Genomic DNA, 13,342 nt, shown 5'->3' with positions numbered 1-13,342 from the left:
CGACTTTGATGCACGAACTGAACCGTTGTTTCATACATAAATGATGCTCAATTGGTCACAATATAAACGAACGAGCCGTCTAACGACGCAACTTTAGCAATACTGTACGGAAGGAAATAACAAAGAACTGCGAACGTGGGCGACTATAAGCTACACAAGTATCAAAACAGCTCCAGTTATGTTTTCCATTTGTAGAACTTAAGGAGGGTTATAAAATGTCTTTTTTGGGACATGTCGTCCGGTTTATCGTAGCCGCGCTGGTATTAATGCTTGTTGGGTTTATCGTTCCACAATTTAGTGTAGGCGGATTTTGGAGCGCCTTTTTCTTAGCGCTTGTCATTGCTGCACTAGGCTGGGTAATTGAAGGCATATTCGGCAAGCGGGTTACACCCTTTGGCCGAGGAATCGTCGGCTTCATCGCAAGCGCAGCTGTTATCTGGATTGCTCAGTTTATCGTAGGCGGCGTAACTGTAACCTTGCTCGGCGCTATCTTAGCTGCTCTTGTTATCGGGATCATCGACCTGTTCATTCCGGTCAGCACTCCCTATGAAGCAGGCAGACGCGATCGCGATTAATGCAGGCTTTATGTGAGACCAGCCCTTGATTGCCTTAATGGCGGTCAAGGGCTGATTGCTGCGTTCTGCCAAATTTTCGCGTTTTCCCTAATCATTTCACAAGAAATTCATGAGTTTGTCATCACACCGTCACTGCAATTGAAAGCTGGTTAAGGTACAATAGATACAATCCAAAACTTACCTATTACATTGGATAATCGAAAGGGGACGCTTTACGAATGAAAAAATGGTTATTATTTGCAAGCGCAATGTGTTTAGTCGTTGTCATTGCTGCATGCGGCACAAACACAGCCAAACCCGAAAATAAAGAAACAAATACAACAGTAGCAGATAGCGGAGCATCTTCATCTGACCTTGTCGTGACAGCAGCTAACTGGAAATTTGACAAGAAGGAATATAAAATCAAAGCCGGCGAGACGGTTAATCTCAAGCTTGATTCGGTTGACGGCATCCATGGCGTTCAGATTCAAAAAACCGACTACAAACTTTCAAATGGCGACACGATCGCTGTAAACATTAGTGAGCCGGGAAGTTATCAAATGATTTGTTCCGTTCCATGCGGAGCAGGGCATAGAGAAATGAAAGCTGTTTTGGTTGTAGAATAAACGATTCTGAAAATATATAAAACTTAAAAACAGCCGAGCCGGATGGAATGAATCTGCTCTGCTGTTTTTTTGTTGTTTCCTGTTCTATTTTACTCTGAGATAAGAGGTTAAAGCAGGAGAAACTTCCGTTATATTTATTTTTTACCTACGCAGTGAGCATTTTGGGGATCATATCATTTTTTTGCACTATTCACGCAGCCAAACTACATATATTTTTCTTTTATCGCATATATCATTTTTATTTAACAATCGAGTAAGAAAGTTTGATGACCTTCCTCTTTCCCCTCCTTGTCCCCTCTGATAAAATATTAACAATATGCAAAGCGAAAGGAGAAATGGTGATGGGAATTTTACAAAATCGAGTCGCCATTGTTAGTGGAGCTGGTACGGGGCTTGGACGTGCAGCTTCAATCTCGTTTGCAGCAGAAGGCGCAGATGTTGTGCTGCTTGGGAGAAGACTTGCGAAGCTTGAGGAAACAGCTTCGATCGTAAAGGCAAAGACGGGAAAAGATGCAGTAGTGCTGCAGACAGATGTATCCGATGAGCAGCAAGTCCAAGACACCATTTCAGCAGTCGTCCAGCAATTTGGGCATATCGATATTATTTTGAACAATGCTGCTGTTCTTGAATCAGGCAGCGTGCTCGAACTAACCTCGGAAGAATGGCAAAATCAAATTGCGATCAATCTGACAGGACCATTTCTACTGACTAAGGCTGTTTTACCAACTATGCGCAGAGCAAAATATGGACGAATTATTAATATTACCTCCGGCCTGTCATGGAACGGCGCAGGCGGCTATGCAGCATATAGCGCAGCCAAGGCAGGACTAGAGTCGTTGACACGCACCTTAGCCGATGAGGAGTATGAGCATGGCATTCTTGCAAACCTCTATAATCCCGGCATGCTTCGTACAGAAATGCACGCGACCGGCAAAGATCCTGCAATCGTTACACCGGACTTGATTCGTCTAGCTAGCTTGTCCGCCGGCGGTCCAACTGGCACAATCGTATCTTATGGTTAATCTCTAAAAAGAAACCGCAGAAACAAACGTCGGCAATAGCCTTTGTTTGTTTCTGCGGTTTCTTGGTTCTAGGCGCTTGATCAGCTGTGCTCGATGAGCTCGATCCATTCGTTGTATTCGGTTTGCAGCTTCGAATATTCATTTTTCAGCTTATGATGCTGCTCCTGCAGATCAGCGTGATCCTCAGCTAGCCTCTCTGCAGAACGAGCTGCTTCATCGCGTTCATAGACAAGTGACTCAAGTGCGCTTGCCGCCTCATCACGCTCACTAGCTAATCGCGCAGCCTGACGAGCTGCTTCATCTCTTTCTGCTGCAAGCTTAGACGTATGCTCGCTCAGCTCTTCCTTCAAATCGGATGCTGCAGCTGCTTCCTGCATTGCTCGCTCCAGCCGCTCTCTCAGCTCCTCTTCCGCTGATTCGCGCGATTTCTTCTCAAGCTCATACTGCTTCACCTCAGCAGCCACCTGTTCCGCATATTGCTGCTGTGCCTGCAATCGCTCACTGAGCTCACGTTCACGGGCAGAAGCTGCTTCTAGCTGCTGAGCTGCAATACGCTCTCGAGCTGCTGTCCATTCCAACTGCTCCGTTAGCTCTTGTTCTCTAATTTGCAGTTTCTCCAGCTCAGCCTTATAAACCTGTTCTCCGTTTGCCGCAGAAGCCGCTATTTGCTCAATTTTGTCCAGCTGCGCTTGCAGCTTCTGGGTGGCAGTCTCGTAATCGTGCTGCTGAAGCAGCAGCAGCTCCTCTTGATCCGCAGAAAGCTGCTTCAATTGCTCGTCATGCTCTGCTGCCAGTTGCTGCAAGCGAGCTTCCCGTTCATTCACTAGCTGCTTGCGAACCTCATCCTGCTTGGCAGCAAGCTCATTATATCGCTCTTCATACTGGTCAACGAGCTGCTCCGCAATAGCGGCTTGCTCGATAGCCGCTGCTTTGGACTTGGCTTCAAAATCATTTGTCAGCTGCTTCTGAGCATCTTCAAATTGAATCGCTTGCTCAAGCAGCTTCTCTTCGTATTTCTGAACGAGTTCATTCTGCCTAGCTTCATACTCGGCTGCCTTTTGCTTTGCCTGCTCATTATAATCATGAGCCAGCTGCTTATTTTGCTCCTCGTACTGCACAGCCTGCTCTAGCAGCTGTTCTTCATGAAGCGAAGCCATTGTTCTAGTATTTGCTTCATGCTCAGCTGCTTTTTGCTTGCTCCGCTCCTCATATTCAAGGACAAGCTGTTTGCTTTGCTCCTCATATAGCAGAGCCTGCTCTAGAAGCTGCTCTTCATGTTGATCTGCTTGCTGCTGCAGCTTCTCTTCATATTGTCTAGCAAGCTTCTTATTCAGTTCGTCATGGCTTGCTGCGAGCTCCTTGTACCTGGCATCCTTCTCTTCTGCCAACTGCTCATAGCGTTCATTGCTTTCTGCGGTCATTTGCTTAAACAGCTCGTCATTGTCGGCTTCGACAATTCGCAGCTGCCCTTCATGCTCCTCGCGCAGCGTCCTAGCAAGCTCACGCTTCTCATCCTCAAGCTTTTGCAGTTTCTGCTCATGCTCTTCTTCCAGCAATTCCTTCTGATTTTCAAGCTCAATCCGAAGAAGGTTGTTATGCTCTTCTATCTGCTTCTGACTCATCAATTCATGCTCTTCAAGCTCAAGCTGCAGCTTTAATAACTCCTCTTCAAGCTCAAGCTGCTTCTGTTCCTGCTGCTGTTCACGTTCCGCTGCTTCTTTCAATCTTGTTTGCAAATCTGTTGCCCGCTTATCCGCAGCGGAAACATGACTGCGTTCATGAGCAAGCTTTTGTTCCAGCTCTTGGATTTGTGCTAAGGACTGAGTGCTCTGCTCCTGCAGCTCCTGTATCTTGCTGCGTGTTTCATTCAGCTCGCTTTGCAGCAGCTCCCATTCATTTTCTTTTTCACGGAGCTCCTGTTCCAGCTGCGCATAGGATGTGCGGAAGGATTCTTCCTGCTCCATTGCCTGAACGAGCTGCTCATCTGCTGAATTTATACGATTTTCAAATAATTCCTTGTCCTTCTTCCAGCCTTCTTGAAGCTCAGCAATCTGGGTTTGCAGCTTGCCTCGCTCCTCCAGCCAGCCGTTTCTACGCCGCTCAAGATCAGCACGAAAAGCTTGTTCCGCTTTAACAGCTTCTGCCTTCCAAGCCTGCTCACGCTCTTCACTCTGGCGGGCAATTTCTAGCTGCGAGGTTTCTGCATGAGCTAACCAGCTGAGTTCTCGCTCATCCCATTTACTCTGCCAGCTTCCTTCAAGCTCCGACAGCTGAGCCTCTTTCTCTGCCTTTAATGCTGTAAGCAGTGCTTCTTGCTCCGAGGCTAAAGCATTCAATTGCGCTTCTTTTTCTTGTCTAAGTGCAGCCAGTTCATCTGCCTTCACTTGTTCAAGCTCCAATCGCAGTTCTTCCTTCTCCAGCTCCAATTCAAGCTGCTGATTGTCCTTGGACAATTGCAATTCAGCCAGCTCTGCTTCCTTTTCTTTTCTCAGCATGGCAAACTCTGCTTGCTCTGCTTCTTTCTGACTTGCAAGCTCTGCCAGCTCTAATTCCTTCTGACTTGCAAGCTCTGCAAGTTCTGTTTCCTTCTTACTCGCAAGCTCTGCAAGTTCTGTTTCCTTCTTACTCGCAAGCTCTGCAAGTTCTGAAGCCTTCTTGCTGCTGAGCTCCTCTATTTTCGTTTCCATTAATCGCTTTAACTCATTCAGCTCCGAATCCTTACGAGCTTGGAGCTGTGCAAATTGCTCATCCTTTTTCGCTCTGAGCGCAGTAATCCGTTCCACATTTTCTTGTGTAAGACGGATGATCGTCTCCTCCTGCACCTTCATTGCCTCGGCTGCTGCCGCTTGCTGAGCTGAAGCTTGCTCTGCGGCAAGCGCCAGCATTTCGTTCAGCTCTGCTTCTGCCGCCGCTTTAGCCTTTTGCAATTGCTCGCTCGCCATACGCTTCGTCTCAGCAAGCTCAGCTTTAAGCGAGACCGCTTGCTCGCTCATTTGCTCCAGCTCTCTTATCAGGAGATTAAGCTTCGCTTCTTCCTCCAGAAGTCTTGTATTGTCGCGGCGCAATCGAAATACTTCCTCTGTTATTTGCACAGCAGAGAGGACAGCCAACTTCGGCATATCAAGACGCGGATACCCTTTCGCCAGCTTCTTCATGCTCTCGTCAATCGCCGCTGCAACCCTTTTCATATATTCTACGTTGGTATGGCCCTTTAACTTATATTGAATTCCATATATATCAACCGTAACTACCGTTTGTTCAGCATCCATTAAGGCGAATCCTCCTAATATACAAGTAGAGCTAGCTTAAACAGCTGACATCATCCTTCAGGGGCGTACGTTGTTTACGTTCTCAACCGTTGCCGTCCAGAGAGGAACTGCTTTCGTTTCTCTAGCAAATATAAATACATGACCGTTATGAAAAAACCAATCATTCCTTATATTTACAAGGAAAAAAGCCGCATCAATAGCTCACTAGGAACTATTTCGATGCGGCTTTGAAGGTTTCCTGCCTACTTGCGTAATTCTGCTGCAAAAGATTGTTCTAATTGTAAAACAACCTTGCCATGCAGCTCTGTTACCTCTTCATCCGTCAATGTACGCTCACCATGACGGTAAACAAGCGATATGGCCACGCTCTTCTTGCCAGCTCCCAGCTTCTCTCCTGTATATACGTCAAAGACGCGTACAGACTCAAGCAGCTCGCTTGCAATGTCCCATGCCACGCCAGTTAGCTTGGCAGCAGCAACCTCTTGATCCACGACTACTGCAATATCACGCTGCATAGCCGGGTAGCGAGGCAATACTTTATATTCGATTGCCGCATCTGCTTGCTCATAGATGAGGTCAAGTCCAATTTCCAGCACGTACGTATCAGCTAGATCCTCCTCAAGTTGAAGAGCAGGGTGCAATTGGCCAACATAACCAATTACTTCATTGCCTTTAGGCGTGTGAAGAAGAACGGCAGCCGTTCTGCCTGGATGGAAATGCTCAGGCTGAGCCGCTTCGAATGATACGCTGGCTGTTAAGCCAAGTACGGCAAATACCGTTTCCAAAATGCCCTTCGCATCATAGAAATCAACTTGAGCCGCTTTTGTATTCCACTCCGCTTCTGAACGATTGCCAGTCAGAAGAGCTGCAAAACGATGCTTCTCATGAGGCAGGCGAGTCAATTGCTCTTCATCGGTATGGAATACGCTGCCGATCTCAAAGATCGCTGCGGATTCATTTTTGCGATTGCGGTTATAAGCCGCAGTCTCCAGAAGCTGTGCGATAAGCGTCGTACGAAGTACACTGCGATCCTCGCTCATAGGCATGGCTAGGCGAATTGGATTCGTATGCTCTGCTAGTGCAGGGAATAACTTCGTCCGCTCAGGTCCCGTGAAGGAATAGCTGACAACCTCATGCAAACCTGCATCTGACAGACGCTTGCGCAGCTCGCGGCGAATAGCTTGCGGCTTCGTTAGCGAACCTGGCACAACATCGCCATGAATGAGCGTAGTAGGAATTTCATCATAGCCGTGCAAACGAGCTACTTCTTCGATTAGATCTACTGCACGCGTAATGTCACCGCGGCGTGTAGGAACATTTACAGTAAATACATTGTCGCCTGACAGCTCATATTCAAAGTGCAAACGGCCAAATATCGTCTGAACTTCAAGTCTGGACAGCTCCGTACCCAGATAGCCATTAATTTTATCCAATGAAACGGACACTTTGGCTGGTTTCACTTCACCTGCATGCACTTCTACAATACCTTCGGCAACTAAACCTTCAGCAAGCTCTGCGATAAGGGAAGCTGCACGATCGAGCGCAGGAATAACTCTCGCCGGATCTACTTCTTTCTCAAAGCGAATGCTTGATTCCGAGCGAAGTCCTAGTTGACGTGACGTTTTGCGCACGGTGCCGCCATCAAATTTTGCTGATTCTAGCAAAATGTTGACCGTCTCGCCTGTAACTTCGGTGCTTGCTCCACCCATTACGCCTGCAAGGGCAATTGGCTGCTCGCCATCAGTAATAACGAGCATATGCGGCTCTAGCTTGCGCTCTTGATCATCCAAGGTAACAAGCATTTCTCCTGCTTTTGCAAGGCGAACATCAATGCGGCCGCCAGGCAAACGATCTGCATCAAAAGCATGAAGCGGTTGGCCGTATTCAAGCATAACGAAGTTTGTAACGTCAACAACGTTGTTGATTGGACGAACGCCGGCAGCGATCAATCGGTTTTGCAGCCACAATGGGGACTCACCAATTTTTACGCCTTTAATATAACGAGCCGAATAATGCGAGCAATGCTCAGGTGCACTAATGCTGACCGCTGCAAGGCTATCCGCACGTACGGTTGTATGATTAATAACAGCCTTTGGCAGACGAACTTCACGGCCAGTTAAAGCACCAATCTCATATGCAACGCCAATCATGCTGAGGCAGTCTGAACGGTTTGGCGTCAAATCAAGCTCGAGCACCTCATCGTTAATGCCAAGCACATCGCCAATTGGCGCACCGATCTTCGTTGTAGCTGGAAGAACAAGAATGCCTTCCTGCTGTTCTTTTGGCAGAAGCTTTTCGTTCAAGCCAAGCTCCTTCGCCGAGCAAATCATTCCTTGGGATTCAACGCCGCGAAGCTTTGTACGCTTAATTTTGAAATCGCCAGGCAATACAGCACCGATTACAGCAACCGGGACAAGCTGGCCTGCATCGACATTTTTGGCTCCGCAAACGATTTGCAGCTCTTCGCCAGTGCCAACGTCAACCTTACACACGTTCAGCTTATCCGCATCCGGGTGCTTTTCCTTCGATTTCACATAACCAACTACGACGCCGGTCACGCCTTTATTGCGGGATTCCACAACGTCGATTTCAATGCCGCCGCGCGTCATTTTCTCCGCAAGCTCCTGTCCTGTGAAGCCGGACAAATCGATATATTCATTTAACCATTTATAGGATACATTCATCTCTTTTCTTCCCTTCTCTCATTGCTACATTCTTGCGAATTGGCTTAAGAACCTCAGATCGTTCGTATAGAAATGACGAATATCGTCAATGCCGTATTTCAACAACGCGATACGCTCAACGCCCATGCCGAATGCAAAGCCGCTGACCTCTTCCGGATCGTAGCCGCCCATTTCAAGAACGCGTGGATGCACCATGCCGCAGCCAAGAATTTCAAGCCAGCCCGTATGCTTGCACATGCGGCAGCCTTTGCCGCCACACTGAACGCAAGTAACGTCAACCTCAGCACTTGGCTCCGTGAATGGGAAGAAGCTTGGACGAAGTCTAATTTGCGCTTGTGAGCCGAACATTTGCTGAACGAAATGCAGCAATGCTCCTTTCAAATCGCTCATCCGAATATTTTTGCCGATGACAAGACCTTCGATTTGATTGAACTGGAATGAATGTGTCGCATCGTCATCGTCGCGGCGGTAAACTTTACCTGGACAAATAACCTTAACAGGCGTTTGGCCCTTCATTGCTTTCATTGTACGAACCTGAACCGGGGAAGTCTGCGTACGCATCAAGATATCATCCGTAATATAGAATGAATCCTGCATGTCGCGGGCTGGATGGTTCTTAGGCAAGTTCAATGCCTCGAAGTTGTAATAATCCTCCTCAACCTCTGGACCCTCGGCAATTGTATAGCCAAGACCGATAAAAATATCTTCAATTTCTTGGGCTACCTTGTTTAAAGGATGCACTGCGCCGGTAGGCAATTGCTTGCCTGGCAGCGTAACATCCAGCGTCTCTGCAAGGAGTCTATTGTTCGTCTCAGCTTGCTGGAATGCTTCCTGCTTCTCATCGATAACCGTTTCAATAGCTGCTCGAACATCATTCGCTACTTGACCAATTACTGGACGTTCTTCAGCGCTTAGTCCACCCATGCCGCGCAAAATTTCAGTCAAAGCGCCTTTTTTACCTAAATATTTAACGCGCAAATCATTTAGCTGCTGTGGCGTATCCACATGCTGAAGCTCCTGCAATGCTTCAATGCGCAGTCCTTCCAGTCTTTCCTTCATTTTTCTTCGCCTCCATATCATCATCCCTAAATCATGCAAGCGTAACGGCTAAAGCCATCCTTAGGAGGCTTAGCTAACGTTTCGCGGTAAAATATAAGCTCTTTATAAGCTAATAAACTTATAAATGGTTATATTTACACAAAAAAAGGCCCTCTCTCCCTAAAGGGACGAAAGAACCGTGGTACCACCCTAATTCGGATTGAGCATCAGCCTGTACGCATAACCAAGTGTGGCTAACGTCGCCTAGAGGCGCTGAATAACAATCCCTTAGCCCCATAACGGCGGGAACCGGACCTTCCCTACACGCGCCGTATATTATGGCGTTTCAGGTGTCTGCTCAGGAGTGAACTTGGGCAGCCTATTTTCACAAAAACGCTCTCAGTCTACGGCGTCTTCTTCCTGTGCGAAAGTACTGCTTACTCTTCTCCATCATCGCTTTACTTCGAATATGAAATAATAATCTATATTATATGCAATCTGAAGTACCGTTGCAACCGCTAAGCTTGCTTTATTGCTACGAATCAATCCTCATCATCATTTCTTCCAGCAATCGAATGCGTGCGAACGACGCTCGGAGCAGCCCGATTCCTATTTCCGGGTATAACCGAATGAGCCTTGACACATTCTCGCCTAGCAGCTTCAGCACTCTCACATCGCCAAGCAAGGATTGCGCCGTTACAGTAGATGAGGTGCTGTCGAGCGCTGAAGTTACGCCGCACACATCCCCTGCACCGAGTACGCCGATCGTTCCTTCCCAGCCTGCTGCGGAAATGCTCGTGAGCTCGATATTGCCGTCAACGATAACATACATCGCGGGGTTAGGCTCTCCTCTTTGCAGCAGATTCTCTCCATCCGGGCATACATACTCCTCGGCAATATTAGCGATTAATCCTAGCTCCTCAAGCGATAAATCAGCGAAATAGGGAACCTGCCTTAAAAAGACTACTTTGTTTAAACGGCTCATCATCTGCTGGTCTTTGGACATTTGCTCTCCCTCCTCCACTAACGCCGCTGCAGCGATCTCCCGCCACCAATCATCATTTCCGTTTAGTGCTGCCTCCAATAGGACAGTCGCTTCCTCATCGGCAGTTACTTCTCTTCCAGCTTCGCCGCGTTCGAGAACGGTCAGCAAAAACTGCGATAATCTGCGCTCACCCATGCCCTCCGCGAGCACTTCCCAAGCATTGCTGCGAATTTCTTCGTCTTCATCAGCAGCTGCTCTTCTGATCGCATCAACAACCTGCTCATCCGCAAGCTTGGTCAGCACCGCCCATACACCTGTAAAAATAAAGTCGCGAACCTCTCGCCAGCGCAGCAAAGCAAGCTCTGCAAGCTCCGTCTTCCCTAGCTGTTTAAGCGACAAGGAATAACCTGACGCTGCCTCAAGCTCGCTTAAACGGCTTAACGATTCATCCGTTAGCTTAGAACGTACCTGCTCGTCTGGCAGAAGTGCCGAGAGCGCAATCATCACAGCTGTCCATCGCTTCGGTGGCGCGCTATTCAAGCTATCAATCAGCAGCTCGACCGCTCCATCGCCCATCTGAATAAAGCTTTCTGTCGTCGTGCGGAACATTTCTTGGTCCATAAGCGGGAGACGCTCCAGCAGAATAGGAATAATGGATGTAACCTTAAGACTTCCCAAACATGCGATTGCTGCAACCCTTGCCGCTGGATGCGCATCATCAACAAGCTTCTCAACCTTCGGCACAAAAGAATACAGCTCAAGCTCCGCGATAACTCGGCAAATATAAACCGAGGATTCGCCTCCCGCATCAAGAATACGATCGATCACTTCCGCACAAGCCTCGATGCTTGCTGCATTGTTAAAGGAGTACATCGCTTTGACAGCCTCTGCAACGACGCTTGGATGCCGATCAAGAAGCTTTTGCCGCAGGAAATAAAAAGCCTGATGCTCCATATGCTTCATTCTGCCGATCTGTCTTACGCCTTCGGCACGCATCTCATCGTCCTGATCCTCAAGAAATGCTGCTACCTTCACCATCGCATGCAGGTCTGCGCGCTCGAGATTCATCGCCCTAACGGCAGCAACGCGAATGCGTGGATTCGGATCATCAATCAGCGCCAGCAAATCGGCAACATCATTCGGATTTTGTTGCCTGCCGATAATTTGCAAGGCAATTTCTTTCGCAGAGTCTATCGGCTGCTTCAACATGGCCCTAAGCTCTGCCATTGCAGCTTCGTTTCGGCTAAATTCATCGAACTGCTCCGCTAAATCCTGCTCGCCAATGGTCTGTATGCTGCCTACAAGCTCACGCATATAGAACCTTCTGCCGAACCAAGCAAGCACAAACAGCAGCACGGCGCCTGCAAATCCTACACACGACAAGGCTGTCCAGGATACCCCAAAGCCTGAATGCAAAAACTGCAAGCCAGCGCCGATCAAAATGCCCGCCGTAGCCGCAATTCCTTGCGCTGCATACCTGTAGCTGTCACGCTGCGCAAGTGGAAGCGTCTTGAAGAACAGCTGATAGGAAGGCTCGGCCGAATAATAAAGCAGCAAATATAACAGCATGTAGCCAATCGAAATCATTGGAAGCGCAGCTGGACCGCCAACAAAAAATAAAGCGCCGGCAAATGCGAGAACATAAACGCCTGATATAGCCGTAAGCATTTGGCTTGCACCAAGGCGTGCCATCAGCTTGCCTGAGACGGTTTGCAGCAAAAAGGCGAGAACAAACAACACCATCGTAATCATCCCAAAAAACCGGCTGAAAGCCTGTTCGCTTGGGAATGACATTTTTGTCACGTTCAGAAACTCATATTCCATTAGAAAATAAAGAGCTGGCATCAGTGTCATAAGCAAAATAACGGTTAGCAAAAAAGGAGATCGAAGCGCGTGCTTAAACACCGCTCCTGTTGATACCGGCTCATCTTCCAGAGCATTAGCTTCGATTTTGATCGACAATGGCACCAAATAACGGGTAATCACTTTACGGTAATTCGGCAATGCAGCCAGAAGCAGCAAACCGGAAGCGGCATATATAACCTCGGGTCCAAAAAATAGGCTTAAAAGCTGTGCAAGCAAACCTGCCGCTACTCCGCCAAGCGTTGCTGAGCCAACGAACACGGGCATGAGACGCTTCGCTTGCTGCGTCGAGCACAAATCAACGGCCAAGCTCCAAAGCAATAGGGTCTGCTGCCTTACGACAAAGCTGGACGCTATGAACAAGACGGGATAATACCCTCTCAGCTCTAGATCGAAGCTCTGCAATACTAGCAGCACCAATGCATTTACGGCAACGATGCCTAGCATAATTCCATATAAGACGCGCATCAGCTTCGGCTTTGGCAGCCTAGCAGCAAGCCAGGACAAGAGCCACGCCTCCAGCGGCAAAATAATAGCCTCCGCCGCATATACATAAGGAAGGTATTCACTTCCGAACCGCTGATTGAACAACGTCATAAAGCCATTGTAATTAAGCATTTCAGATATGCCGCAAATAAAAAAAACAGGTGCCATCATAAGCAGCTTTCGCTGATCCTCTGGACGGGCACCGATTGCGCGCAATATGGTATCTTTAGTCATATCTTTTTAAACCAGCTTTCGATGATAGATTAAGCGGTCTTCCCCTTCGTAGTAATAATCTGGGCATCTACCAACCAGTGTAAAGCCGCTGCTCTCAAACAATTGACGAATGCGTTTGTACTCTGGCAGATCGCAAGTATAGGTTACTAGATATCTGGCGTTTACTTCTCCCAAAAAGTCATACATCTGCTCCATCAGCAGCGCCGCAACGCCTACTTTGCGATAATCATGATGAACAACCATGTAGTCCCAATTGAAACCTCCGGTTTTTTGCTCATTTTCGGCGATGCAATTTATGCCTATGACATTTCCATGCTCATCCTCGGCATACCAGAAATAAATTTCATTATTTACCGCGCGAAATGGAAGCTCTCGGAAATGCGTCAGCTCGCCTGGCGTGTAACGAGTATCATCAAATGAAAAGCCTGATAATAAAAATGCGACGACTTTTTCCGCCTCATCTATTGTGGAGATGCGACTAATTCGAAACTGTCCAACAAGCATTCGACCTTCCTCCTAACTTCAATTTTTAAACGGCGAGTGTGCCATTCCAGCCCTCAGTCGATCCCTTCTGGTAATAC

General features: G+C 47.8%; 8 protein-coding genes. 3 read left to right on the top strand and 5 right to left on the bottom strand.

Features of this window, described 5'->3' with window-relative positions:
- Positions 1-215 precede the first annotated feature (215 nt).
- The 3 genes from AB4Z17_RS19115 (at position 216) to AB4Z17_RS19105 (ending at position 2,202) form a co-directional block, all read left to right on the top strand.
- The gene (locus tag AB4Z17_RS19115) at positions 216-575 is read left to right on the top strand and encodes a phage holin family protein (protein ID WP_076267892.1); all 360 of its coding nucleotides are present in this window, start codon (positions 216-218) and stop codon (positions 573-575) included.
- Between the two features lie 218 nt (positions 576-793).
- Complete coding sequence (locus tag AB4Z17_RS19110; protein WP_076267893.1) at positions 794-1,180, top strand: hypothetical protein; 387 nt, start codon at positions 794-796, stop codon at positions 1,178-1,180.
- Between the two features lie 341 nt (positions 1,181-1,521).
- Complete coding sequence (locus tag AB4Z17_RS19105) at positions 1,522-2,202, top strand: SDR family NAD(P)-dependent oxidoreductase (RefSeq protein ID WP_441908945.1); 681 nt, start codon at positions 1,522-1,524, stop codon at positions 2,200-2,202.
- Positions 2,203-2,282: 80 nt separating this feature from the next.
- On the opposite strand, the gene zapA is transcribed toward AB4Z17_RS19105, so the two are convergent.
- From zapA to AB4Z17_RS19080, 5 genes are all read right to left on the bottom strand, one after another.
- Positions 2,283-5,471 (bottom strand): cell division protein ZapA, encoded by a 3,189-nt coding sequence (zapA, locus tag AB4Z17_RS19100; RefSeq protein WP_441961407.1) that lies wholly within the window; start codon positions 5,469-5,471, stop codon positions 2,283-2,285.
- A gap of 242 nt (positions 5,472-5,713) precedes the next feature.
- Positions 5,714-8,155, bottom strand: coding sequence for a phenylalanine--tRNA ligase subunit beta (gene pheT, locus AB4Z17_RS19095; RefSeq protein WP_441961405.1), 2,442 nt, complete (start codon positions 8,153-8,155; stop codon positions 5,714-5,716).
- Between the two features lie 24 nt (positions 8,156-8,179).
- Positions 8,180-9,214, bottom strand: coding sequence for a phenylalanine--tRNA ligase subunit alpha (pheS, locus tag AB4Z17_RS19090; RefSeq protein ID WP_441961403.1), 1,035 nt, complete (start codon positions 9,212-9,214; stop codon positions 8,180-8,182).
- Between the two features lie 514 nt (positions 9,215-9,728).
- A complete protein-coding gene (locus tag AB4Z17_RS19085) occupies positions 9,729-12,761 on the bottom strand; it encodes a cyclic nucleotide-binding domain-containing protein (protein ID WP_441961401.1) in 3,033 nt (1,010 codons plus the stop codon).
- A 6-nt stretch (positions 12,762-12,767) separates the two neighbouring features.
- Positions 12,768-13,265 (bottom strand): GNAT family N-acetyltransferase, encoded by a 498-nt coding sequence (locus AB4Z17_RS19080; RefSeq protein WP_441961399.1) that lies wholly within the window; start codon positions 13,263-13,265, stop codon positions 12,768-12,770.
- Positions 13,266-13,342: the final 77 nt, after the last annotated feature.

Source organism: Paenibacillus sp. TAF43_2, from assembly GCF_052113545.1.
In the GTDB taxonomy this organism is placed as follows: domain Bacteria; phylum Bacillota; class Bacilli; order Paenibacillales; family Paenibacillaceae; genus Pristimantibacillus.
Note: the sequence above shows the minus strand (reverse complement) of the source record. Positions and strands in the feature narration are given on the sequence as shown.

Excerpts from the sequence above, each read along its gene's own strand:
- AB4Z17_RS19115 (WP_076267892.1), top strand. The coding sequence starts at position 216 with ATGTCTTTTTTGGGACATGTCGTCCGGTTTATCGTAGCCGCGCTGGTA.
- AB4Z17_RS19110 (WP_076267893.1), top strand. The coding sequence starts at position 794 with ATGAAAAAATGGTTATTATTTGCAAGCGCAATGTGTTTAGTCGTTGTC.
- AB4Z17_RS19105 (WP_441908945.1), top strand. The coding sequence starts at position 1,522 with ATGGGAATTTTACAAAATCGAGTCGCCATTGTTAGTGGAGCTGGTACG.
- zapA (WP_441961407.1), bottom strand. The coding sequence starts at position 5,471 with ATGGATGCTGAACAAACGGTAGTTACGGTTGATATATATGGAATTCAA.
- pheT (WP_441961405.1), bottom strand. The coding sequence starts at position 8,155 with ATGAATGTATCCTATAAATGGTTAAATGAATATATCGATTTGTCCGGC.
- pheS (WP_441961403.1), bottom strand. The coding sequence starts at position 9,214 with ATGAAGGAAAGACTGGAAGGACTGCGCATTGAAGCATTGCAGGAGCTT.
- AB4Z17_RS19085 (WP_441961401.1), bottom strand. The coding sequence starts at position 12,761 with ATGACTAAAGATACCATATTGCGCGCAATCGGTGCCCGTCCAGAGGAT.
- AB4Z17_RS19080 (WP_441961399.1), bottom strand. The coding sequence starts at position 13,265 with ATGCTTGTTGGACAGTTTCGAATTAGTCGCATCTCCACAATAGATGAG.